Origin of the sequence: Eubacterium coprostanoligenes (assembly GCF_900167205.1) — a bacterium.
GTDB classification, from domain to species: domain Bacteria; phylum Bacillota; class Clostridia; order Oscillospirales; family Acutalibacteraceae; genus Eubacterium_R; species Eubacterium_R coprostanoligenes.
Genome location: NZ_FUWW01000003.1, coordinates 124,351 through 149,815 on the forward strand (window position 1 = coordinate 124,351; position 25,465 = coordinate 149,815).

Genomic DNA, 25,465 nt, shown 5'->3' on the forward strand with positions numbered 1-25,465 from the left:
AGCTTACCTCGACCAATCAAAGCAATGTTTAATTACCTCAATAATTCTATCCTGCTGTTCGGGAGTCATTTTGTTATCGCTCGGCAAGCAAAGACCTCGGTTGAAAATATCCATTCCCACATCGTTCGCTTCGCCTGCAATATACGCATTTGTTCTCGCTCTGCCGTTGCCGTCTTTTGTAACAAAACCGTTCATTCTGTAAATCGGTTGCATATGCATCGGCTTCCAGATAGGTCTTCCCTCTGCGTTAATCTTTGCAAGTTCATCAAGAATTTCGTGAGGACAAGTTTTGCCGCTCTCGCTGACATAGCAATAATCTCGCTCGCTGCGAACCTGCTTGCACATTGCGTCCTCGTCAATAATCATACAAGACAGCCAAAAATTCGGCTCGCTGTTTTTCTCGTCATAAGGATTCATCTTAACAGGCAAGTCCTTGAACGCTTCCTTATATCGCATATATATTGCCTTTTTCTGTGCAATATGCTCTTCAAGATACGGAATTTGACCACGAACAACGCCTGCTATTACATTCGACATTCTGTAATTATATCCAAGTTCCTCGTGCTGATACCACGGTGCATTTTCTCTCGACTGTGTTGACCACTTGCGAACCTTGTCGGCAGCCTCTTTGCTGTCGGTCAACAACATTCCTCCGCTTGAACCTGTGATAATTTTGTTTCCGTTGAAACTTATGCAGTTGTAAACACCGAATGTGCCTGTCTGCTGTCCTTTGTATGTAGCGCCAAGCGACTCTGCGGCGTCTTCAACAATTACTGCACCGTGCTTATTACAAACAGCCTTAATTTCGTCGATTTTTCCGGGCGTTCCGTAAAGGTGAGCCACAACAACAACCTTTACATCAGGATAAATCTCAAACGCCTTTTCAAGTGCAACAGGGTCCATATTCCAAGTGTCGTATTCTGTATCAATGAACACAGGAACACCACCCTCATAAACAACAGGGTTTACCGTTGCATCAAATGTCATATCAGAACAAAAAACCGTGTCTCCCTGTTTCACACCTGCCAACTTAACTGCAAGGTGCAAAGCCGCTGTTCCTGCGGACAAAGCAACCGCATACTTGCAACCGACCTTTTCACAAATCAGGCGTTCGGTTTCGTTGATATTTTCGCCGATGGTTGACATCCAGTTTGTTTCGTAAGCCTGCGTTATGTATTTGATTTCATCCCCGTGCATTGTCGGGGATGACAACCATATTTTTTCTTCAAAAGGTTTAATTGGCATTTCTGTATCCTCTTAAATTAAACAGTTTTTACAATATTCATTTCCATTGAGTTTAGAGCGTTCTTGTTTACCTCTTCAGGAGCCTTAAAAGTCGGAACAACTGAATGAAGTGCCTCACGAACCAAATCGTTATCGCCTTGTTCACAAGCGTTTCTTAATACCTCAAGTTTTTGTTCCATTTCTTCAAAAGAGATTGGTTCTTCTCTTTCAATAAAGATTAACTCATTATCCGTTGTATCAAGATTATTACCGCCAACCAAAAGTTCTTCATAAAGCTTCTCGCCGGGTCGAAGTCCTGTTTCGATAATCTCAATGTTTTGAACACCCGAAAGTTCAATCATATTTTTTGCAAGATCAAATATTTTCACGGGTTGCCCCATATCAAGAACGAACAGTTCCCCATTGTCAGCCATCGCTCCCGATTGAAGAACAAGTTGTGACGCTTCAGGTATCGTCATAAAGTAACGGATGATTCTCTTATCCGTTAAAGTTATTGGACCGCCGGCAGAAATTTGACGCTTGAAAAGCGGAATAACCGAACCCGCAGAGCCAAGTACATTGCCAAATCTTGTACAAGAGCATTTCAAGTTGCCACGAGTGCTATATCCCTGTACAATCATCTCGCACATTCTCTTGGTTGCACCCATAACATTTGTTGGGTTAACCGCCTTGTCGGTTGAAACCATCATAAAGCGTTCAGCACCGAATTCTTCGCAAAGTTCAAGAACAATCTTTGTTCCGAAAACATTATTCTTAACAGCTTCAAGACAATTATTTTCCATAAGCGGTACATGCTTATGGGCGGCAGCATTAATGACAATTTGAGGATGATATTTTTCAAATACCATTCGCATTGCCTGTCTGTCTGTAATAGAAGCAATTTCAACCTCTAAATCAAGTTCGTTTTTATATATCAGCTTCAGTTCTTGCTGAACATCATAAACGCCGTTTTCGTATATATCCAGAATAACAACTTGTTTAGGGTTCATTTTGGCTAATTGACGGCAAAGTTCACTTCCGATAGAACCACCGCCGCCTGTAATAAGAACCACCTTATTTTTAAAATATGCTTTTGTGTTTTCGTCTACAACTTGAATTTGTTTTCTAAACAGCAAATCTTCAATATCAAATTCACGAAGGCTCGGTTTAGCTCCGACAGTTTGCACCGTTGGATAGTCATAATTCTTTATCTTGCATCCGAATTGTTTATAGAAATCATAAAGCTCTTTTTTCCTTGCCGCAGTTGCTGACGGAATTGCAATCACGATTTCTTGAATTTTGTATTCTTTGATAATTTCAGAAATAGGCTCATTTTTTGAAATTACAGGTATGTCGTGAATTTCACGGCCGATTTTCTCATCATTAGTATCAATAAACAATCTTGGCAAATACGGTGAAGCCAAATTGTTCATTAAATCTTCCGCAAGACTTACACCGGTTTTTCCCGCACCGACTATTGCTATCTTAATTTTACTTGAATCGTCGGTTTTCTTAAGCGTTATTCCTGCAAAATTTTTAAGCAAAAATCTGAGTACTCTGCCTTTTAATGATGTTTCATTGCCGAATTTAAAGCAATAGCGATACATCATTCTCATTGCAAGAGCCAAAAGCAAATCAACGCTCATAAGAGCAACCATAATAGAAAAGGTTAATCTTTTGAACGGTGTCAATACGTCAAATATGTATTCTAACAAGATAAAAAATACGGCACCACCGGCATCGGCAATCAACAACCGAATATAGCACTGTATTCCGCCATATCTCCAAATTTGCCTATAAACATTTCCAATCAATCTGGCTACAAAGATTGAACCAAAAGCTAAAACCGAATTTGCAACTATATCTTTCCAACCAAGTGACAAAAAATTTCTATAAATAAGCAACAGTACTCCATCTGTTACCAAAAACGCAATCAAATCATAAAAGACTAACTGCCATTTTATATTTAATAATTTTTTCATCATTCTCTTTTTTGCCCAACAATCGTGGCATATTCTCCTTATGTTATTTTATATCATCTCTAACAATATCCATTCAACGCATTTTTTGTATTAAATGCGTTGAATAAACACTCCAACTTTACAAATTTTTGTTTCTTAATTTTATGCAAAATACATAGTTTATCTCATTTAAAATTATACACTATATAACATAAAATTACAATATTATTTATTATTTTTTACTGTTTAGTAAACTAAACAGAGAAGATTAGTTATTAATTTGTGCAAAATATGAAAATCAATGCCCACAAGGGGCGCACAACATAAAAAATAAATGCTCAAAAAATCAAACAAACATCGAAATACTGCGTTAAATTTACAGTGAAGGCGGTAAGCCTGCCCTGTAAATTATGCCTTGTCTTTCATCTGTCTCTTTGATTTTTGAGTGCAAAGCAGTGTGCCCCAAATGCTTATTTTTCAAGCAAAACTGCGTGTGCTATGCCCGGGATTGACTGACCCTGCTTTGTTGAGGTCGGCGACATCAGTGCTCCCGTTGCAACAAAAAGCACTTTTTTAAGCGTGCCGTTTTTGATATTTTTCATAATGTGTGAACAAAAAACGCTTGCCGAACAGCCACAACCCGAGCCTCCTGAATTCACATCCTGCTCCGCCAAATTAAAAATCATCGTTCCGCAATCTTTGTGCTGTGTTTCGATGTCAATTTCACTGTCCTCTTGCAAAAGTTCAAACAACAATTTTGAACCTGTCAGTCCTAAATCTCCCGTCAAAATCAAGTCGTAATCTTCAGGTTTTGTCTGTGTGTCGTGCAAAAAATCGGCTATCGTTCTTGCCGCTGCCGGAGCCATTGCCGCACCCATATTGTTTGCATCTTTGATGCCCAAATCCGTTATTGTTCCGATATGAACAGCAGAAATCTTCACCGCATTTTGCAAGTTTTCAGGGTCAATATTTCTTTGATTTTGCACAACCGCACAGCCTGCACCCGTGACCGTCCATTGAGCTGTCGGAGGTCGCTGACCGCCATATTCAAGCGGATAGCGAAACTGTCTTTCGCTGGACGCAAAATGGCTCGAAGCACCTGCAACGCAGATGTTTGCACCTGCCGACACAAGCATTGCCGAATTGCACAAAGTGAGCGCCATTGTTGAGCACGCACCGTACATTCCGATGAACGGCATTTCCAAATCTTTGAGTGCAAAACACGAACCTGTGCACTGGTCGAGCAAATCACCCGTCATAACAAAATCAACATCCTTGGGCGACACATTTGCACTTTCCAAAGCCCTGATTATCGCATCGTGGAGCATCGCACTTTCAGCAAGTTCAAAGCTGTCCTGCCCCATCGTTGTGTCCTCAAAAACCATATCAAAATCGTCACCGAGTGGACCTTCGCCCTCTTTTTTTCCTGCAACACCCGCCGACCCTATTATCAACGGCGGCAATTCAAAAATATATGTTTTTCCGATTTTTTTCATAAAAAAACACCTCGGTAATAGTTTTACCGAGGCATAAATTTATATTATAGAAATATGTGTTTTATTTATGGTATTTACTGTTGTTGAGTATTGAAAATGCACGATAGATTTGTTCCAAAAGGACAACACGCATAAGCTGGTGCGGAAGTGTGAGCTTGCCAAACGACAATTTCAATTTGCCAAGCGACTTGACCTCGTCCGACAGACCGAACGAACCGCCGATGATGAAGGTTATATCGCTGTTCCCTGCAACCGCCGTTGCCTCAATTTTCTTTGCAAAATCCTCGCTTGAAAACTGCGTGCCCTCAATGCACATCGGCACAATAAACGAGCCTTTCGGGATTTTTGCGATAATACGCCGACCCTCTTTTTGCTTGACATTTTCTATTTCCGACTCGCTCGGATTATCGGAGCAACGCTCCTCATTGACCTCAACAACGCTCACCTTTGAATATGTGCCGAGCCTTTTGAGATACTCCTCGCAAGCGTCACGAAGATATTTTTCCTTTAACTTGCCTACCGCAATAACCGTCACCTTAATCATAAAACTATCGGCCTTTCAAAACATTCCTCATCCGAAACACTGAGGCGAAAATCCTTGTTTTGCTCAAATCCCGCTTCGCTCAACGCACAAAGTGTTGCTTGGCGTGCAACATCGGGATTGTTGTTCTCTTTGCTCAAATGTGCCAGCACAAGCCTTGTTGTGCCGTTTTGCACAAGTTCCTTTGCAAATTCACCACACGCAAAATTTGAAAGATGTCCCTTTGCCGACAAAATTCTCTGCTTGAGCTGATAAGGATAAAAGCCGTTTTCAAGCATTGTGACCTCGTGGTTCGACTCAAGATACACCATATCCGTGCCTTTTAGTTTTTCCCTTGCGTCATCGGTCACATAACCCGTATCGGTACACACAGCGATTGACCTGCCGTTCATATTGAAGCGATAGCCAACGCACGCAACGCTGTCGTGACTGTTGACAAACGGCACGATTTCCGCTCCGCCGATTTCCATATTTTCATCAATTTTATAAAGCGGAACACCATCTTTGATTGAACCGCTCGCCTTGATTTTTTCTGCCACATCCTTGTGAGCAAACACAGGCAAATTGTGCTTCGCCGAAAAAACACGCAAGCCTCCGATATGGTCGGTGTGCTCGTGAGTGACAAAAATTCCGTCAAGTTCATCAGGTTCAACACCGATTGAACGGAGCTTTTCGTCAAGTCGCTTTGCGCTCACTCCCGCATCAACAAGAAACTTGCCGCAAGCCGAGGATATGTATATTGAATTGCCCTTACTGCCCGAAAACAGCTGACACGCTTTTGCCATTTTGCTACCCCATTACTTCAAAAAAATCCCCGTCAATGACGAGGATTATTATTTTAACCTGCGGAAGAAACTGTGTTTTCTTCCTTAACCGCAACACGCTTGATGTCTGCGCCGAGTGCCGAAAACTTTTCAACAACATCCTCGTATCCACGCTCAACATAAATCGTGTCCTCAACAGTTGTTACACCCTCTGCAACCAAGCCTGCAATAATCATTGCCGCACCTGCACGGAGGTCGGTTGCTCTGACTGTTGTGCCGTCAAGTCTCGGAACACCGACAATAACAGCCACCTTGCCGTCAACCTGAATATCCGCACCCATACGAAGAAGCTGTTGAACATACTGAAAACGATTGTCCCACACGCTCTCGGACAAAATGCTTGTGCCGTTTGCAATAGACAGAAGCACCGCCATTTGAGGCTGCATATCGGTTGGGAAGCCCGGATGAGGCATAGTTTTTACATTGCATTTTGAAAGTGCCTTAAATCTTGTTACACGAACCGCATCGTCATATTCGATAACTTCTGCACCCGCTTCTTCAAGCTTTGCAGTGATTGATTCAAGGTGCTTCGGAATTACATTCTTAACAAGCACATCACCGCCGCAAGCCGCAGCAGCAACCATATATGTGCCTGCTTCGATTTGGTCCGGAATGATTGAATATGTGCAACCGTGCATTTTTTCTACGCCACGAATTTTGATAACATCGGTGCCTGCGCCTCTTACATCCGCACCCATTGAGTTGAGGAAGTTTGCAAGGTCAACGATATGTGGCTCTTTTGCCGCATTTTCAATAACGGTGAGTCCTCTTGCCTTAACCGCCGCAAGCATAATGTTGATGGTTGCGCCGACAGACACGACATCCATATAAATAGGTGTGCCGACAAGCTTTTCTGCCTTTGCACACACAACACCGTCAATAATATCAACCTGTGCGCCGAGCATCTTGAAACCCTTGACATGCTGGTCGATAGGTCTTACACCAAAATCACAGCCACCCGGAAGCGCAACATCTGCCTTGCTGAATCTGCCAAGCATTGCACCAATCAAGTAGTAGCTTGCTCTGAAATGAGATGTAAGTTCATATGGTATACTTTGATAATTAATATTTGTAGTGTTAATATCCAAGGTGTTTTTGTTGACAACCTTAATCTCTGCACCCATTCTGTTGAGAATTTCGATAATCAGATGAACATCGCTAATTTGCGGGATATTTTCTATTCTGACAGTATCTTCTGCCAAAAGAGCCGCCGGGATAATAGCGACTGCAGCATTTTTAGCACCGCTGATATTAACTTCTCCGAACAATTCGTGTCCACCGTTAATAACAAAATTATCCACGATTTTCCCTCCGTTCATAAGGTAATAAAAAATATATAAATAAAAGTAGAAATCAAATTTATGTAGACGCAATTATGCAATATGCATAATATCGTACATATTGAATTATAACAAATTACCAATGTAATGTGAATAAAAAGTCACTGATTTTTACCAATTTGTAATCTGTTTAAGTCTAAATATATTGTTTTTTAACATTTAAAGTACAATATATAGTGTAGTCATTGATGTATATACACAATTTGCTATATTTTGTATCTCAATAAGTAACAAAAGAGTAACACATTATTACAAATATGTCAATGCCTTTTGCAAGATTTATAACGAATTGTAAAAAGTTACCAAATATTTGCAAAATCATATTTAAAAATTTGATTTTATTTGATTTTACATTATTAATATGATATATTATGAGCGTATTAATCAAGGTAATAAGTGTGAATTAAGAGATTAATTCGGATTGGAAAATTTATGAAAATCGGCGATTTAGAATTTACAAATATTGCATTTTTGGCACCGATGGCAGGAATTGCGGACAGGGCGTTCAGAGAGCTGTGCACGCAATTCGGAGCGGCATACACGGTGACGGAAATGGTGTCGTCCAAAGGTTTGACGATGGGCGACAAAAAAAGCGGAGAGCTGTTGACAATCGGCAATGAGCGTCCGTGCGGAGCACAGATTTTTGGTGACGACCCTGAAATTATGGCTCAAGCGGCGGTCAAATGTCTTGAATACAATCCAAACATAATTGACATAAATATGGGCTGTCCTGCTCCGAAAGTTGCCATGAACGGCGGAGGGGCAAGCCTGATGAAAAAGCCACAACTTGCATACGAAATCACAAAGGCGGTTGTTGAAGCGGTGGAAATTCCCGTAACCGTAAAAATCCGCAAAGGCTGGGATGACGACAACATCAACGCTGTTGAAATGGCACTTCTTGCCCAAAAAGCCGGAGCAAGTGCTGTTGCGGTGCACGGCAGAACACGGCAGCAGATGTACAGCGGAACGGTTGATTACGACATCATTGCAGAAGTAAAAAACGCACTTGACATCCCTGTTATTGCAAACGGCGACATAACCGATGAGCAGACGGCGGCGATTATGCTTGAAAAAACGAATGCCGATGCAATAATGATTGGCAGAGGTGCGCTCGGCAATCCGTGGGTATTCTCACGAATCAACGCTTATCTTTCGGAATGCAGAGTTCTTCCCGAACCGTCAACGATTGAAAAAATGAATGTTATGCTGAAGCATATTCAAAAAATAATCGAATACAAAGGCGAATACACAGCTATGCGAGAGGCTCGACACCACGCAGCGTACTACACAAAAGGTATGCGAGGCGGTGCAAAGCTCCGTGCTGAAATCAGCAAATATGAGCATTTTGAACAGCTCCAAGAGTTGTCATATCGCATAATCAAGGAGGCAAAATTATGATTCTCAAAAACTGCACATTCATCAACGAAGAATTTGAAAAAGAATTCGGCGACATAAAAATTGAAAACGGCAAAATTGCCGAAATCGGAATTTTTGACGCAGAAAATGACGAAGTTCGTGATATGACCGACTGCATCATTCTTCCGGGATTTATCGACATCCACATTCACGGCGGTGCAGGTGCGGATTTTTCTGACGGCACGACCGACAGCATTGACGCAATCAGCACATATCTTGCAAAGCACGGCGTTACTTCGTTTTGCGGAACAACAATGACTCTTTCGCACGAAAAATTGAAAGAAATAGTTAAATCGGCAAGCGGATACACCGCACCGAAGTCGAAACTTGCGGGCATAAACCTTGAAGGTCCGTACATTGCCGAAGCAAAGGCAGGCGCACAAAACAGAGAATTCATCCGCCCGGCAAGCATAAAAGAGGTTGACGAGTTGCTTTCAATCAACGACAAAATCAAGCTGATTACCATTGCTCCCGAAGCAAGCGACACGCAGGATTTTATCACAAAGGAAAAGGGAAATTTGACGATTTCTGTCGGTCACAGCTCGGCAAACGCACAGCAAACAAGGGAGGCTATTGCAAGCGGTGTTGCACACGCAACGCATCTTTACAACGCAATGACCCCTATGACACACCGTGAAGCCGGAATTGTCGGCACGGTGCTTGACAGCGACATCACGGCGGAGCTCATCTGTGACGGCGAGCACATCTGTCCTGCCGTTTTGCGAAACACATTTAAGATTTTGGGCGAGGACAGAGCCTGCGTAATCAGCGATTCAATGCGTGGTGCGGGTCTCGGAATCGGCGAATACGAGCTTGGCGGTCAGATGACCTATGTCAAGGACGGCTACAAGGTGGCAAAACTTGAGGACGGCACAATCGCCGCTTCAATCACCAATGTTTTTGACGAGTTCAAAAATTTGCTTGAATTCGGAATTGATTTCAAAACTGCACTCAAATCCTGCACAATCAACCCGGCAAAGGTTATCAAAGAGGATAAAAATATCGGTTCAATCGCAGTCGGCAAATGCGCCGATTTGATTGTCACCGATAAAAATTTCAGTATAAAAGAGGTTTACATCAATGGAACACTCGCTTAACATCGTGCTTATAGAGCCTGAAATTCCGCAGAACACAGGCAACATCGCAAGAACCTGCGCCGCAACGGGAGCAAGGCTACATCTTGTAGGTCCTATGGGCTTTCACATCACTGACAAGCAGGTGAAAAGAGCAGGTCTTGACTATTGGGACAAGCTGGACATCACATTTTACGACAGCACCGAGGAATTTTTTGAGAAAAACAAAGGCGGAACATTTTATTATTTTTCCACCAAAGCCGAGCAGGCGCACTCGGATGTTGAATATCCAAACAACTGCTACCTTGTTTTCGGCAAGGAAACAAAAGGCTTGCCCGAGGAATTGCTCAAAGCAAACCACGATTGGTGCGTGCGTATGCCGATGAGGGGCATCATCAGAAGCCTGAACCTCTCAAACGCCGTGGCAATCGGCACATACGAGGTGCTCCGCCAATGGGATTACCCCGAATTAGTCCAAAAAGGCAAACTCCACAATTTGGAATGGTAAAATAGGCGAACACAGTTCGCCCCTACGGTTTAAAATACACACCCCGAAGCGAATTCGCTTCGGGGTATGTTTTCGTATCAACAACGGCTCAATTATTCTTCATCGGTTGAGTCGTCTTTTTTCTTTTTGTTCGGCTTATTCGGTTTTTTGCCTTTAAGCACAAACTTGGAATACACAAAATATCCCGCCACGCTGCCCACAACAAAAATGGCAATAATCATAATGATAAATACAGGAATACTCATAGGAACGAATGCTTTAACCTCCGTGTTCAAATTATCGGGCAAGACATAAAAGCCGTTGCCGTTGTTTTGCTCGTAGCCGACTCTGATGACGGTTGCGCTGTACGGTGCAAGTTCCGCCTCAAATGTGCCGTCCTCAAATTCAAGTTCTGTCTGTCGAGGTGCTACGGTCTGCTTTTTTATGCTGTTGAATACCGACTTGAAATCGCTTCCGACACTTTGCTGTGACACCGCAGAAACCTCATCAAATCCGCTCAAATTGACGCTGATTTTTTCGTGATTGCCTGAAGTGTTCACAAGTTTTATATAAAGCGTGCGTGAAGTTTCGTCAATGGTTACGCTCTGAAAAACTCCGTCGCTGTCGCTGTTCAGCGTTGAATTGACATAATTTTTGCCGACATTATTTGCAAAAATAAGCTGTGTGTAATAGCTTGGCGTGTACGCCAAATCATTGCCGTCAAACCAAACAAGGCTTTGGTTTTTGCTGTTTGCACCGATTTTTGAAAAAATCGGCGAATAGCTTGCCATTTTAACAACCGAGCTGTTTTTTTCAAGACCCGTGATGAACGAAGCCTCCTGCGAAGCGTTGAACATGTTATTATTCTTCACATCGTTGCCCTTGGTGTATGCCGAACTGCGGTACTCGTCAAGGATTACCCCTACACCGCTTTGATTGTAGCTGTCATATCGGGTAACATTTTGCGAAAGCGTATTGTCTTTTAAATCAACAACCTTTTCGTTTGCAAGTCCGCTTGAATATGACGAATTAATCTTGTTCCAAGCGGTGTCAAAATCCTCTCCGTCAGACGAATAGCCTGTTGAGGCAATCACTACAATGTCGGGATATTTTTCGTTGATAATCTTCTTCAACGCATCAAAATTTCTCCAATAGGTTTCGCCGTAATTGTCACCGCCGATTTGCAAATATTTGAGATTAAACGGCTGTTCACTTCCGTTTGCACTTCGAAGAGAAGCCCAATAACCTGCGGTGCTGTCGGCATTTGCATATTCAATCAAGTCCAGAACATCCTGTGCGTAATTGATGAAATCATCCGTGCCCGGTGTGAGCGCAATGCTGTTGACATACTTGTTGAAATCGTCAACGCTCTTCACCCCAAGAGAATTTATGTACTCCGTTCTCGCCTTGACTTCGCTTTTTTTGAATCCGCACTCATTTGTGAGATAAGCCTCCCACTGTTCATCGGTCATATAAGTTTTGTCGAGAGCCTGCGAATAAGCCTCGTATTCGCCGTTTGTTTGGCAGGCAATGCCTGCACCCACCACGGCAACGGGAACTGCGTTCAAATCCCTTGCAAGCTGAAAATACTCATGATAGCCAAGCATATTTGAATTGTTTGCAAAATAACCCTTTGAACTGTTGTTATACACGCTGACCGACTGCCTGCGAAGCGCCGGCTCGCCGATAGTGTCTTTCCAATTATAACCGTCATTGTTTTCGGCTGTGCAATCGCCCGGGAACTTGAGGAATGACGGCTTCAAATTTTTGAGAGCATCAAACATATCCGCACGGAGAGAAGCATATTTCCACTCGCCGTCACCAAGACCGAAGCTGTCGTCCGGAACAAGGGTGACATAATCGATACAAATTGAACCTGTGCCGTTGAAACTGATTCCGAGTCCGCCGTTTTCGGTTGCCATTGACTTAACTTTTACGCTGACCTTTGTCCACGAATTTTTGTTTGTGCCGTTGATGTTCAGCTGAACGGGGTCGGAATTGTTCGATTTTGAATCAAAAAACACACCGATTTTGCCCTGAAAATCAACATTGAGCAGATAGCACGAAAAATAATATGTTGTGCCTTTTTTGAAGCTCATTCCTGATTTTTCGGCAACCTTTGAGCTGTAATTTCCCTTGCCGTCAAAGAGTTTTGTATAACCCTTATTGAGCATTTTTCCCGATGATTCAACCGTGATTGTTTCGTAAGTCGGATTGTTTTGATTGATAGGATTTTGGCTCGACACAACAGGCGAAACGCCGTTGAACTCCCACGCATATTCGGGATTGTCCTTGTATTCAAACGAATTGTTGTTGACCATATTTGACGACAATCCGCCGTCAACACCAAACGAAGCGTCATCAATGCTGACGCCGTACAAAGTCGGCGAAATTTCCGCACCGATGTCGCCCTTTGAGATATTGAGAGTTGAATTCGCCTTTGCAAAAACAGGACTTGCAAACGCAAAAACAAATATTATTGATAATAAAACAGAAACTACTTTTTTCATACATTTCCTCGCTAATCACATATATGGTAATTATAGCACAACATACGCAAAAAGAAAAGAGGCGAACAGGATTAACCTGTTCGCTTTATTTCTTACTTTGTTTTTACTTTTTTAGTATTACTCCACGGTGAATATACTTTTTTGCCCGAAATGGTTTTGTATGCTCTGACACGAACATAATAAGTTTTCTTTGATTGAGCGGTGGTTACAGTCTTTGAGCTATACTTTGCCTTAACAGACTTTGTCTTATAATTCTTTGAGAAATTCTTATATGTAGACCACATCACTTGATAACCCGAAGCACCTTTTACCTTGCTCCAATAAGCCTTGATTTTTTTCTTTGAAGTTGATTTTGCGGAATTCAACTTTGGCTTTGCAATTGATGTGTACTGCGAAACAACAGCACCAAACGGAGCATAAGTCTTTTCGCTGTCGTCAATTTGATAAGCACGAACCTTGAAGTTGTACTTTTTATTTGACGCAAGCCCTGTCACCTTGCAAGCGTTTGTGTTTGGATTTGTGATATTTTTATAAAGCACATACTTCTTTGATGAAGCATCGTACTTGAACACTTCATAGCCGTTTGCGGCAGTTTGCTTGTCCCAAGTGAGAGTGACAAAGTTATTTGCATATGCCGAAGCTCTTGGATTTACAGCGCCGACAGCAGTTTCAATTTTAACTGCATCACTGTATGCGCCCATATAATTTATTCCGTTTACATTTGTGTAAGCAGCAATATGAATGTTGTTTACAGAACCCGGCATAAGACCTTTTATGCTTGCTCTTTCTGAAGGATAAGTGCCGAGATTTGTCCATTTGCCGTTCTTTTGAATTTGAATAATATATCCGCTTGCACCGTTAACGGCAGACCAAGACAATTCCGCACTGTCTGTTTTTACATTTGACGGTCGAACGTCACGAACAGTATCCGGAACAATGTTGAATTTCTTTGTAAGATTCAACAATCCCTCATAAGTTCCCGCACCGAGAACATTTACGGTTGCTGTGCCGATTGATGAATTGTTTTGATATGTGGCAACATAATCAAGACCGTCAACAAGAATATTGTCACCATAAGTTACGGTGTAAGACGGAACAACCTCAGAGCCGGTGTAAACCTGATTTGGAATGTCGGAAATTTTAACAGATGACGAAATATCACCGCCATACATAAAGTTGCAATCGAATCTTTTACCTTCAATTCCAGGAATTCTGCCTGTTGAGGTGTATTGCCAAATTTTAAAGTCGCCTGTATAATCTGTGCCCTGATAATTGAATTCTTTGCTTTTCTCGGGATACTCATCGTTTACATATGGTTGGTTTACATAATGAGCAAGCCAAACATCATAGCCTGCGTTTTCTATAACCTCGTGGTCAATATTTTTTATGAGGAAAGTTTTGTTTGCATAGACCATAACATCATAGCCCGCACTTTTGATTGTGTTGCAAAATGCAAGTGTGATGTCGGTCATTTTTGTTTTATTGAGTTCACCATTTTTCCAAGCGGAATCAAGTCTGCCTGTCTTTACTCCTGCAAATTCATAGTCAAAAACAATAGGCAAATCAAGGCTGTAGCCTCTTACAATATTAAGAATATAATTAGCCTCCTGCACAGCCTCTGCGGTTGTGATTGCCTGCGAATAAATATATGCTCCGACAGGGATTCCGTAAGCCTGTGCACCTCTGATATATTCGGCAAATTTGCTGTCTCTCACAAGTGTACCTTCGTCACCGTAGCCACGATAAGCCGCACGCAAAATCGCAAATTCAACGCCTGCGTTTTTAATCTCCGACCAATCAAGTGTGCCGTTGTGATACGAAACATCAATGCCGTGTTGAATTTTCATATTTGCAAATCTATCCTGATGGGTGTAAGTTTTATAAACATACTTCCCCTTTTTCAAAGTTTCTTCCATAAAAATGCTTCCGCCTGTAAATGCCGATGCCGTAATCGGTGTGACAAGCATTGTGCCTGCAAGAAGCAATGACATAATTTTTTTAATAGATTTTTTCATTTAATCTCCCTTTTTTGCGGACATTATCCGCCGTGTGATTTATTTTTTAATGTACCAATAGTTTTCGTCTGTCTTTTTGCTAATTCCGCTGACCTTGCCTTTGTCGCTGAACTGCCACAAATCATAATCACCGCTGTAAGACACGGCACCGTTATAATCGGCAACCCATATGTAAACGGAATTTGAAAGTTCGCTCATTTTGAAATTGCTTTTGAACATAAAAGAAGAGGCATAAAGTCCGCTTTGATAGCCTGCGTCCTCAATTTCTTTGCAAAAAGTATTTATGAGCTTTACATTTTGTTTTTTATCAAGCTGTGCAGAATAGAGTCTGCCTGTGTGTTTGCCTGATGAGGACGGATATTCAAAATCATAAAAAACAGGCAAAGAAATGTCGTATTTTTTTATGACATCAAGGGTGGCTTGCGCCTCTTCCCTTGCCTCTTCTTCATTGACCGCCTGGGTGTAAAAATACACCCCGACAGGTATACCGACCTTGTTTGCACCTTTTAGGTTTTTTTCGGCATTTTTGTCGATACAGACATTGCCTTTTTCATATCCACGATAGCCGACTCTTATAATTACAAAATCGACCTCGTTTTTCAGTTTTTTCCAATTGATTTTGCCGTTGTGGTGCGAAACATCCACTCCGTAGGCGGCTTCCTTGTCTATCCCCAAAAGCGGATTTGGCAATTTTCGACCCGTGTGCGACACGGAAATTGACACCAACGCCACAATCAAAGCAAGCAAAACCGCTGTGACCGACACAATCAGCTTTTTTCGCTTTTCCTTTTGTTTTTTGGAAATGCGGGTTTTTTTTCGTTTTTTCTTTTTTGTTGCTGGCATATATGCTCCTTTGTGGAAATTATATCATAGAAAAGAACAAATTTCCACAGGAAAATTAAGACAAAAACTGCCGCAAACAAAAATGCTTACGGCAGAGCTTTTTACATTTTATGTTAGATTGATACCTCGTGAGCGATATTGTAAAGGTTCATATCAATAGTCTTTGTCATATTAAGTGCTTCAAAGATGTCATAATCAACAACATCTTCCTTTTGAGCCGCAACAACTCTGTTACCAATGTTATTCATAAGAAGCTTTACTGCATAGTTGCCCATACGGGTAGCCATAACTCTGTCCTTAACAGTCGGATAACCGCCACGCTGTGTGTGACCGAGAACAGTTGCTCTTGATTCAACGCCTGTTTCAGCCTGAATATGCTTTGCAAGTTCGTGGACATCAACTCCGCAACCCTCTGCAACAATGATGATGAAGTGCTTTTTGTCAGTTCTTTGGGTCTTTCTCATTCTCTCGATAACATGCTTTTCGATGTCAACTTCAACTTCAGGAATAAGGATTGAAGTTGCACCGCAAGCGATACCCGCATTGAGTGCAAGATAGCCTGCTCTTCTGCCCATAACTTCGATAACCGCACATCTGTCGTGAGATTCTGAAGTGTCACGAATTCTGTCTACCATATCCATAATAGTGTTAAGGCAAGTGTCGTAACCGATTGTGTAATCACAGCAAGCAATATCATTGTCGATAGTGCCCGGAACGCCTACGCAAGGAATTCCTCTTTCGCTGAGGTCACGAGCGCCACGGAATGAACCGTCACCGCCAATAACAACAACACCCTCAATGCCTTTTTCACGGCAGGTGCGTACAGCTTTACGCATACCCTCTTCTGTAGCAAATTCTGTGCTTCTTGCAGAATAAAGGATTGTACCGCCACGGTTGATAATGTCAGACACCGAACGCAAATCCATCTCTATAAAATCACCGTTGATAAGACCGTTGTAGCCTCTTACAACACCGTAAACTTTAACTCCGTTTTCACACGCTGTTCTTACAACTGCACGAATGGCAGCATTCATACCCGGTGCGTCGCCTCCGCTTGTTAAAACTGCGATAGTTTTCATAATATTTTCCTCCGTTCAAAAATACAAATATATAATTGAATTTATAGCTGATTAACAATGAGCAAAAGCCCACATAGTAAATCTATTTTACTGAATATTATATATAATGTCAAGTGTCAAAAATACTAAAATCTAACGGCAACATTGCCCTCACCTAGTATATTTTTTAAGGTTTTTACAAGATTATCGTCATATTTTACAAAATTATATGATTGAGCCTTGATGTACTTCTTTTCGTCATCAAGGTAATAATACATAGGAAAATCACCCTTGTAATCCTGCAAAATTCCTTTAACCCTTGCTATGTTTTCATCGTTTTTTGACTTGAATTTAAGGAACAGTCCCGTTCGTTTTTGCTTTGAAGCCGTACCGATTTGCGAGTTGTCAACCGTCGGTTTGACAACTGCATTGACAAGAATTTTAGGCTCTTTTTCCTCCTCGATTGACACAGTTCCCGACACCGCAACAACATTATTAGGTGTAATCATTTCGCCGTATTTTGCAAAAATTTTTGGGAACAGCACAATTTCAACCGTGCCGTACAAATCTTCAAGCGTCACAAAAGCCATACTCATATTGCTTGTGCGTGTTTGCTTGACAGAAATGCGTGTGACCGTTCCGCACAGTTTGACGCTTGAGCCGTCCTTAATCTGCGACATTTCCTTGCCTGCTTCAAGCACATCATAGGTTCGCACGCAACCTGATTTTTTCACATAACCGTCATATCTGTCCATCGGATGCCCTGACAAATACAGCCCCGTCATTTCCTTTTCCATTTGCAAAAGTTCGGATTTTGGGAACTCGTCAACTCTCGGAAGTTCAAAGTTATCGCTGAAATCATCACTTATATCGAACAGTCCGACCTGACCGTACATTGTGCGACGATATTTTGCTTCGATATTTGTAAGAATTACGGGCAATGCGCTGAGCATTTGTCTGCGATTTGCACCCAAACCGTCAAACGCACCGCATTGTATGAGAGCTTCGACTGCACGGCGGTTGAATTTTCCGCCTTGAAGCCTTGTACAAAAATCAAATATATCTTTGAATTTGCCGTTTTTTCGTTCTTTGATTATATCCTCAATGAAATCGTTGCCAAGATTTTTGATGCCCAACAGTCCGTAATTAATCACCCTGTCGCTACCTGCCGTAAAGCCTTTCATCGAGCTGTTTATATCGGGCGGAGCAAGGCGAATACCGAGCCGTTTGCACTCTGCGATATAGCGTGCCACCTTGTTGGAGTCATCCAAAACAGAGGTGAGGAGTGCCGCCATAAACCTTGACGGATGATATTTTTTGAGATAAGCACAACGATATGCCACAAGTGCATAGCACGCTGCGTGGGATTTATTAAAAGCATATGATGCAAAGTCGCTCATTTTGTCAAAAATGCCGTTTGCAACATCGCTTGAAATTCCGTTCTTTGCACAACCGTCAACAAAGGAAGCTCGCTCCTTTTCCATAACATCATGCTTCTTTTTGCTCATTGCACGGCGAACAACATCCGCCCTGCCGAAGCTGTAACCCGCAAGTTCACGAAATATCTGCATAACCTGCTCCTGATACACCATACAGCCGTAGGTATTCTTTAAAATCGGCTCAAGCATCGGTGTGTCATAGGTGATATCCTGCGGATTGTTTGAATTGTGCACAAAGGTGTCTATCTGACTTGCCGGACCCGGTCTGTAAAGCGAAGTTGCGGCAATCAAATCCTCCAAACCTGTTGGTTTCAGATTGGTCAGCATCTGCTTCATTCCCGATGATTCAAACTGGAATATTCCCTCCGTTTGACCTCGTGAAAACAGCTTATACACCTCGGCATCATCAATCGGAATTGTGTTTATATCAACTCCGCTTGCCTTTGCCGCATCATCAATCACGGTGAGTGTGCGAAGCCCCAAAAAGTCCATTTTCAGCAGTCCGAGTTCCTCAAGAGTGGTCATAATATACTGCGTAACAACCAAATCATCATTCATTGCCAGCGGAACATAAGACGACACAGGGTCGTGGGTGATAACCACGCCTGCCGCATGAGTTGATGTGTTCCTCGGCATACCCTCAACCTTGCGTGCAATCTCAACAAGTCGCTTGATTTGGGAGTCCTCCTCCATTGCATTGCGAAGTTCCTTACTTTTTTGCACCGCCTCGTCAATGCTGATGTGGAACGATTTTGGAATCATTTTTACAACAGAATCAACCCTTGCATACGGCATACCCATAACTCTTCCGACATCACGCAACGCCGCCTTTGTTTGAAGCGTTCCGAATGTCACAATCTGCGCAACATGGTCTGCGCCGTATTTTTGGGTCACATAATCTATAACCTCGCCCCTGCGTTCATAGCAAAAATCTATATCAAAATCGGGCATAGACACACGCTCGGGATTGAGAAAACGCTCAAAAATGAGGTCGTATTTCATAGGGTCAAGGTCAGTTATTCCGATACAGTAAGCGGCAATTGAACCTGCGCCCGAACCTCTGCCCGGACCGACGGGAATATCCCTGCTCTTTGCAAATCGAACAAAGTCCTGAACTATCAAATAATAGTCCGTGTAGCCCATTTTATCCACGGTTTCAAGCTCGTATTCAAGGCGGTCAATATACGATTGCGGAACATTTTTTCCGTAGCGTTCGTACAAACCGTCATAGCACTTTTGCCTGAAGAATTCAAAGTGGTTCATATTATTCGGCGTTTCAAAATACGGAAGTTTCGTGTTGCCGAATTCAAAATCAAAATTGCACGCATCGGCAATTTTTTGAGTGTTTTCAATTGCACTCGGAGTGTCGTGAAACAACTCCGACATCTCGCTTTCGCTCTTCAGATAAAAATCATCGGAATGAAATTCAAGCCCCGTGTCCTCGCCCAAAATATGGTTGGTGGCAATGCAAATGAGCACCTGCTGAATTTCCGCATCCGCCTGTCTGACATAGTGAACATCGTTTGTTGCAACAAGAGGAATGCCCGTGTCTGCCGACAACCTTTTCACTCCGTCAACAACAATTCGTTCCTCGTCAAGTCCGTGATTTTGCATTTCAAGATAAAAATTGCCGTCACCGAAAACGGAATTGAACCACTCGGCAGTTCGCTTTGCACCGTCATAATCCCTCGCCAACAAAAGCTGTGGGATTTCGCCCGCAACACAGGCAGACAGGCACACAAGACCGTCGCTGTATTTTTCGAGCAAATCACGGTCAATCCTCGGCTTAAAATAAAAGCCCTCGGTGTACGACAGCGACACCATTTTTATAAGATTTTTGTAGCCAACCTCGTTTTTTACAAGCAAAATGAGGTGGTTATATTTGCTGTCAAAATTTTTATCCTTATCGTACCTACTGCGTGGCGCAACATAAACTTCACAGCCTATAATCGGCTTGATGCCCTGCTTTTTGCACTCACGATAAAAATCCACGGCACCATACATATTGCCGTGGTCGGTTATGGCAAGGGAAGTCATCCCCAGCTCCCTTGCACGACTGACAAGCTCGCCCAAACGGCAAGCACCGTCAAGCAAGCTGAACTGCGTGTGCAAATGAAGATGAGTGAACATACAATTACCTCGTTATTATATTTCCTCCGCTATCTTAACAAGCCTTGAAAGCCTGTGATTAACTCCGCTTCTGCTAATCGGCGGGTCAAACATTTTGGCAAGCTCATTGAGAGATAAATCTGGGTTTTCCATTCTTATTTCAGCCATTTGGCGAAGCGGCTCCGACAGCGAATCAAGTCCCTTTTCCCTCTCTATTTTCATAATTGCGGCAATTTGCGGAGAAGCCGCCGCAACAGTTTTTTCAATATTGGCAGCGTCACAATTTGCCTTTCTGTTCGCAGTGTTGCGGATTTCCTTGACTATTTTGACATTCATCATATCAAACATAGACTTGCCTGCGCCCATAATATAAAGGCAATCCTCAATTTCCTCGCTGTCCTTAAAATATATGATATTGTAGCCTTTTCGGTGAGTGACTTTTGGTGCAAGTTCTTTTTCCTGCAAGCAAGTCACAAGACTTTTTGACAAATTCATATACGGCACGGAAAACTCAAGATGATAGTCTTTTTCAGGTGAGGACACCGCACCGCAAGCCAAAAATGCGCCTCTCAAAAACGCACTTTGACATTCCTCGCAATCAAAATTTGAAAAATTGATGCGAAGCGAAGTTTCAGCCTTGTCGTGTGCAAAATACGACATTATCCTTGCAACATTTTCCGCCTTTTTCACGGAAGCGGTATAAATCTTGCCCGACGGAGAAGCCTTTATCACCGCCTTGATTGAACAAAGTTCTTTTAGCAAAGAACAATAAAGTTCCGCAGTTGCCCTGCTTTTTGACTGAAAAACAACTTCTCTGAACGAAAAGCTCTTTGAAAAAAGAGCCATTCCGTAAAGGAGACTCTTTTTGCAACAATTATTTTTAACCTGTATTTCTACAAGTTCTTTTTTTACATCGGATGAAAAGGACATTGTTGCCGTACCTCTGTTATTTTCTGTTTATATCTCTGTGGTTAACGGTCACATTGTCCCACTTGCGAGAGAAGTAATCCTTGAGTGCTTCCGCAAAAACAACACTTCTGTGATTACCGCCCGTACAGCCGATTGCAATAACAATCTGGCTCTTGCCCTCTCGGATATAAAGAGGGTTGAGATAATCGAGCAAACTCTTGAGTCTTTCAAAAATCTCGTGAGCCTCCTCAAAGCTGAACACATAGTCCTTAACCTCTTGGTCAAGACCTGTCTTATTTCTCATAGACTCAATCCAATAAGGATTTGGCAAGCATCTTACATCAAGCACAAAATCCGCATCGTTAGGAATACCGTGCTTAAAGCCGAATGACATAACATGGAGGTTCATAACTTCCTTGTCGTCACCGAGAAGAATTTGGGCAAGACGCTCACGGAGCTGATTTGCCGTCAAATCGGATGTGTCAATCACATATCCTGCTTTTTCCCTTACAGGCGCAAGGATTTCCTTTTCATAATTAAGCGCATCTTCGATAGAGCCGTTGAACTTATCGGCATATGGATGCTTTCTTCTTGTGAGCTTATATCTGCGGAGTGCAACATGATTTTTGATATCAAGATAAATTGTTCTTACTGTGTAGTCGTTGCTGTCCATAAGATTTTGCACATTTTTTCTGAACTCATTGTACACACCTCTTGAACGAACATCGGTTACAATCGCAATTTTGTTGTATGAATCTGATTTTTCAATAAGAGAAATAAATGTACTGACAAGTTCTGCCGGCATATTATCGATACAATAATATCCAATATCCTCCATAAATCCCATTGCGGTTGATTTACCTGCTCCGGATACACCTGTAAGCAATACTAAGTCTTTCATTTTCAATTCTCCTATCTAAAATATATTTATTCTGTAACTCGGACTTCCATTTCCAAGTCAATGCCTTTTTCGGCTTTCACCGTGTCGGCAACTTTTTTGCACAAATCAAGGACATCCTTGCAAGTTGCGCCACCCTTGTTGATGACAAATCCTGCATGCTTTGTGCTGACCTCTGCACCGCCTACGCTTGTGCCTTTAAGTCCGCACTGCTCAATGAGAGTGCCTGCAAAATTATCCTTCGGTCGTTTGAATGTTGAGCCTGCTGACGGATATTCAAGCGGTTGCTTGTCACGGCGACGACTCATATAATCATCCATTTTGGCTTTGATTTCTTCCTTATCCGCCTTTTGCATTTTGAAATACGCACCTGTAATGATACAGCCGTTTTCATAATAAGCGGAATGGCGATATGCAAGTTTGAGGTCATCTCCCTCCAAACTGCCCTTATTGCCGTCTTTGTCAATATGGTCACAACGGAACATCACATTTCCGAGTTCTCCGCCGTACGCACCTGCGTTCATAAACGCACCGCCGCCGCACGAACCCGGAATGCCATAGGCAAATTCCAAACCTGTCAATCCGTTTTCAAGAGCAAATCTGCACACCTTCATAAGCGGTGCGCCCGCCTCGGCAAAAATCGTGGTGTCGCCAAGCAATTTGACCTCGCCGAACTCCTTGCCCAAAAGAATAACAACTGCGTCTATGCCATCATCAGACACAAGCAGATTTGAACCGTTGCCGACAGTCAAATATCTTACGCCCTGTCCGTTACATTCCTTTATAACCTCGGATATTTCTTCCTCGCTTTTTGGTAACACCATAAGTTTTGCAGGACCGCCGATTTTAAAAGTGGTGTGCAAAGCCATAGGCTCGTTTTCAACAACGGAAATACCCTTGCTTTTCAAATTTTCAAAAACTGTATTCAATTAGTTTCACCCTAATTTTTATTAGTCGCCCAAAATTGCGGCACCGATAATACCTGCGTCATTGCCAAGCTCTGCCTTGCAGATTTTTGACTGAATCTTTGAATAAACGCTGTATCTTTCGCTTTCAACATATCTGCGGATCGGGCGCAAAAGTGTTTCGCCCTCGTTGCAGATACCGCCGCCGATACAAATAATTTCAGGCTGGAAGATATTTACAAGATTGATAAGACCGCAAGCCACATACTTGCAATACTTGTCAACAACCTTGATACCTGCAATGTCGCCTCTGCGCATTGCGTCAAACGCTGTTCTGCCCGAAACCTTGCCTTCTTCCTTTGCAAGCTCGTGCATAACAGAATCAGGATATTCTTCCATAGCTCTCTTTGTTTGATTGATAAGAGCAGTAGCTGAAGCATAAGCCTCCCAACAGCCCTTTCTGCCACAAGTGCAAGGTTCACCGTCAACAACAATAACTGTGTGACCGCACTCACCGCCTGCATTGTTTGCGCCTGAAACAATTTTGCCGTCAATAATGATACCCGAGCCTACGCCAGTACCCAAAGTTACGGCAACAAAATCCTTTGCACCGTGTCCACAGCCTGCAACAGCCTCGCCGAGAGCGGCACAGTTTGCATCATTTTCAACAAAAACATTGTCGCAACCAAGTCTGTCAATAAGCATTTGCTTTGCAGGAACATGGTCAAATCCGAGGTTGTTTGCATATTCGATAACACCGTCTGAATTAACAGTACCCGGAGTGCCGATACCTACCGACTTGATGTCGGCAATAGTAATTCCCGCTTCTGCCATTGCTTCCTTTGACACCCTTGCAATGTCATCAAAAATCTCATCCGGTGTGCGAGGAATTGCAGTAGGAGTTTTTGCCTTTGCGACCATCTTGTAATCATCATCAACAACTGCCGCAACAATGTTTGTTCCACCTAAATCAATACCAATTCTGTACATAACTTATCCCCTTATATTTCAAAAAAATTCCTTTGCTTTTATGAGTTTGCCCAAAGCTCGAGTTCCTTATCGGTAGGCTCAATGTCATCAATGCCGAGATTGTGCATAAGTTCTTTTGCACCGTTGTAGCCCATCTTCTTTTGACGGTTGTTCATCGCTGCCGTTTCAACAATTACCGCAAGGTTTCTGCCAGGGGTAATCGGAACGGTGATAACAGGAACTTTGATACCCAAAAGTCTTGTGTACTCGTTGTCAAGTCCCATACGGTCGTATGCCTTTGTTGCATCCCATTCCTCAAGCTGAACAACCATATCAATCTTCTCTTTCGGCTTAACCGCACCCATACCGAAAATACGGCGTGCGTTGATGATTCCGATACCACGAAGCTCAATAAAATGACGAATGTTGCTTGGCGAAGAGCCCTCCAAGGTATTATAGCTGACCTTTCTGATTTCGACCGCATCATCTGCGATAAGTCGGTGACCACGCTTGATAAGCTCGATAGCCGTTTCGCTCTTGCCTGCACCGCTTTCGCCCACAATCAAAACACCCTCGCCGTAAACTTCAACAAGAACACCGTGACGGGTAATTCTCGGAGCAAGCTCACGGTTAAGCTCCGCAATAAGCGCTGCCAAAAACGGTGATGTTTCCTGATGAGTTTTAAGAAGCGGAACATCATGTTTTTCACAAGCGTCAATCATACACTGCGGAATTTCAAGTCCTCTTGTAACAACCGCAGCCGCCGGATGAAGCGACAGCCATTTGCCGAGTGCTTCCTCCTGCTCCTCGTCAGACATATTCTGCAAAAATCCGAGTTCTGTCCAACCCAATATTTGAATACGAAGCGGGTCAAAATAATCCGTGTATCCCGTCAGCACAATGCCCGGTCTGTTGACCTCGTTTGTGACGATGTGCACATCTTCGGCAGGCTTTGAAAGATGGATTATTTCCAGCTCAAAATCTTCAATTATCTTTTTCAAGGTAATATAATACTGCTCAGCCATTGCTTCACACCTCATTAAAAGCTTAATCAAATTATATTATATAGTATATTTTAGCATTAATCAAGAAAAGATTAAAAATAAATTAATTAAATATGTAGCGTTACAATAGATGTGACACCAAAAAGATATAGAAAAAGCGATTGAGAAAAGATAGAATAAGAATAACCACAAACCCACGCTATCAAGAAAGGACTCAATCGCCATGAATAGTATAACACAAAACAAGAGATATTGTCCACACCAAATAACAACAAGAATACACGCAGTAAAATTGTACCGACAAAGTAAAGATATAGATTTTGTATGTCGAAGGTATCACATATCAAAATCATCATTAATGCGTTGGAACAGGAAATACGATGGAACAGTCAAATCACTAACCGATAAGTCTCACAGACCGATTTCAAAGCATCCAAATGCTCA

20 protein-coding genes are annotated in these 25,465 nt (G+C 42.5%); 4 read left to right on the forward strand and 16 right to left on the reverse strand.

Annotation, left to right across the window (positions count from 1 at the left end; translation table 11 throughout):
* Window positions 1-3: 3 nt before the first annotated feature.
* From B5D29_RS02200 to B5D29_RS02225, 6 genes are all read right to left on the reverse strand, one after another.
* Complete coding sequence (locus B5D29_RS02200; RefSeq protein WP_078767940.1) at window positions 4-1,245, reverse strand: DegT/DnrJ/EryC1/StrS family aminotransferase; 1,242 nt, start codon at window positions 1,243-1,245, stop codon at window positions 4-6.
* A gap of 17 nt (window positions 1,246-1,262) precedes the next feature.
* Window positions 1,263-3,209: a polysaccharide biosynthesis protein gene (locus B5D29_RS02205; protein ID WP_200803067.1), complete on the reverse strand. Its 1,947-nt coding sequence runs from the start codon at window positions 3,207-3,209 to the stop codon at window positions 1,263-1,265.
* Window positions 3,210-3,655: 446 nt separating this feature from the next.
* A complete protein-coding gene (gene spoVAD, locus B5D29_RS02210; RefSeq protein ID WP_078767942.1) occupies window positions 3,656-4,681 on the reverse strand; it encodes a stage V sporulation protein AD in 1,026 nt (341 codons plus the stop codon).
* A 61-nt stretch (window positions 4,682-4,742) separates the two neighbouring features.
* Entirely contained in the window at window positions 4,743-5,222 is a 480-nt protein-coding gene (rlmH, locus tag B5D29_RS02215; RefSeq protein WP_078767963.1) for a 23S rRNA (pseudouridine(1915)-N(3))-methyltransferase RlmH, read from the reverse strand.
* The gene (locus B5D29_RS02220) at window positions 5,222-6,007 is read right to left on the reverse strand and encodes an MBL fold metallo-hydrolase (protein WP_078767943.1); all 786 of its coding nucleotides are present in this window, start codon (window positions 6,005-6,007) and stop codon (window positions 5,222-5,224) included. The genes rlmH and B5D29_RS02220 overlap by 1 nt, the downstream gene beginning before the upstream one ends.
* Before the next feature lie 53 nt (window positions 6,008-6,060).
* Window positions 6,061-7,347, reverse strand: a complete 1,287-nt coding sequence (locus B5D29_RS02225) for a UDP-N-acetylglucosamine 1-carboxyvinyltransferase (protein WP_078767944.1) — start codon at window positions 7,345-7,347, stop codon at window positions 6,061-6,063.
* 471 nt (window positions 7,348-7,818) lie between these two features.
* On the opposite strand from B5D29_RS02225, the gene dusB reads away from it, so the two are divergent.
* Genes dusB through trmL form a run of 3 tightly spaced genes read left to right on the forward strand, consistent with a single transcriptional unit; the run spans window position 7,819 to window position 10,383 of the window.
* A complete protein-coding gene (dusB, locus tag B5D29_RS02230; protein ID WP_078767945.1) occupies window positions 7,819-8,784 on the forward strand; it encodes a tRNA dihydrouridine synthase DusB in 966 nt (321 codons plus the stop codon).
* Window positions 8,781-9,899, forward strand: a complete 1,119-nt coding sequence (gene nagA, locus B5D29_RS02235) for an N-acetylglucosamine-6-phosphate deacetylase (protein ID WP_078767946.1) — start codon at window positions 8,781-8,783, stop codon at window positions 9,897-9,899. The genes dusB and nagA overlap by 4 nt, the downstream gene beginning before the upstream one ends.
* Window positions 9,883-10,383, forward strand: coding sequence for a tRNA (uridine(34)/cytosine(34)/5-carboxymethylaminomethyluridine(34)-2'-O)-methyltransferase TrmL (trmL, locus tag B5D29_RS02240; RefSeq protein ID WP_078767947.1), 501 nt, complete (start codon window positions 9,883-9,885; stop codon window positions 10,381-10,383). The genes nagA and trmL overlap by 17 nt, the downstream gene beginning before the upstream one ends.
* 92 nt (window positions 10,384-10,475) lie before the next feature.
* On the opposite strand, the gene B5D29_RS02245 is transcribed toward trmL, so the two are convergent.
* The 10 genes from B5D29_RS02245 to hprK form a co-directional block, all read right to left on the reverse strand.
* Window positions 10,476-12,872, reverse strand: coding sequence for an alpha-L-arabinofuranosidase C-terminal domain-containing protein (locus B5D29_RS02245; RefSeq protein ID WP_078767948.1), 2,397 nt, complete (start codon window positions 12,870-12,872; stop codon window positions 10,476-10,478).
* 92 nt (window positions 12,873-12,964) lie between these two features.
* Window positions 12,965-14,887 carry a GH25 family lysozyme gene (locus B5D29_RS02250; protein ID WP_078767949.1) on the reverse strand — a complete coding sequence of 641 codons (1,923 nt, stop codon included), beginning with the start codon at window positions 14,885-14,887 and terminating at the stop codon, window positions 12,965-12,967.
* A 39-nt stretch (window positions 14,888-14,926) separates the two neighbouring features.
* On the reverse strand, window positions 14,927-15,730 hold the full coding sequence (locus B5D29_RS02255) for a glycoside hydrolase family 25 protein (protein WP_078767950.1): 804 nt from the start codon (window positions 15,728-15,730) through the stop codon (window positions 14,927-14,929).
* Between the two features lie 113 nt (window positions 15,731-15,843).
* Window positions 15,844-16,809 (reverse strand): 6-phosphofructokinase, encoded by a 966-nt coding sequence (pfkA, locus tag B5D29_RS02260; protein WP_078767951.1) that lies wholly within the window; start codon window positions 16,807-16,809, stop codon window positions 15,844-15,846.
* A 125-nt stretch (window positions 16,810-16,934) separates the two neighbouring features.
* Entirely contained in the window at window positions 16,935-20,357 is a 3,423-nt protein-coding gene (locus B5D29_RS02265) for a DNA polymerase III subunit alpha (protein WP_078767952.1), read from the reverse strand.
* Between the two features lie 15 nt (window positions 20,358-20,372).
* Window positions 20,373-21,266: a DNA-binding protein WhiA gene (gene whiA, locus B5D29_RS02270; protein ID WP_078767953.1), complete on the reverse strand. Its 894-nt coding sequence runs from the start codon at window positions 21,264-21,266 to the stop codon at window positions 20,373-20,375.
* A gap of 16 nt (window positions 21,267-21,282) precedes the next feature.
* Window positions 21,283-22,146 (reverse strand): RNase adapter RapZ, encoded by an 864-nt coding sequence (gene rapZ / locus B5D29_RS02275; RefSeq protein WP_078767954.1) that lies wholly within the window; start codon window positions 22,144-22,146, stop codon window positions 21,283-21,285.
* A gap of 26 nt (window positions 22,147-22,172) precedes the next feature.
* Window positions 22,173-23,072, reverse strand: coding sequence for a UDP-N-acetylmuramate dehydrogenase (murB, locus tag B5D29_RS02280; protein WP_078767955.1), 900 nt, complete (start codon window positions 23,070-23,072; stop codon window positions 22,173-22,175).
* 21 nt (window positions 23,073-23,093) lie between these two features.
* The gene (locus tag B5D29_RS02285) at window positions 23,094-24,038 is read right to left on the reverse strand and encodes an ROK family protein (protein WP_078767956.1); all 945 of its coding nucleotides are present in this window, start codon (window positions 24,036-24,038) and stop codon (window positions 23,094-23,096) included.
* A gap of 38 nt (window positions 24,039-24,076) precedes the next feature.
* Window positions 24,077-25,042: an HPr(Ser) kinase/phosphatase gene (gene hprK / locus B5D29_RS02290; protein WP_078767957.1), complete on the reverse strand. Its 966-nt coding sequence runs from the start codon at window positions 25,040-25,042 to the stop codon at window positions 24,077-24,079.
* 202 nt (window positions 25,043-25,244) lie between these two features.
* Here hprK and B5D29_RS08560 point away from each other — a divergent pair.
* The coding region (locus tag B5D29_RS08560) for a transposase (RefSeq protein WP_143406705.1) at window positions 25,245-25,465 on the forward strand (221 nt) is incomplete at its 3' end.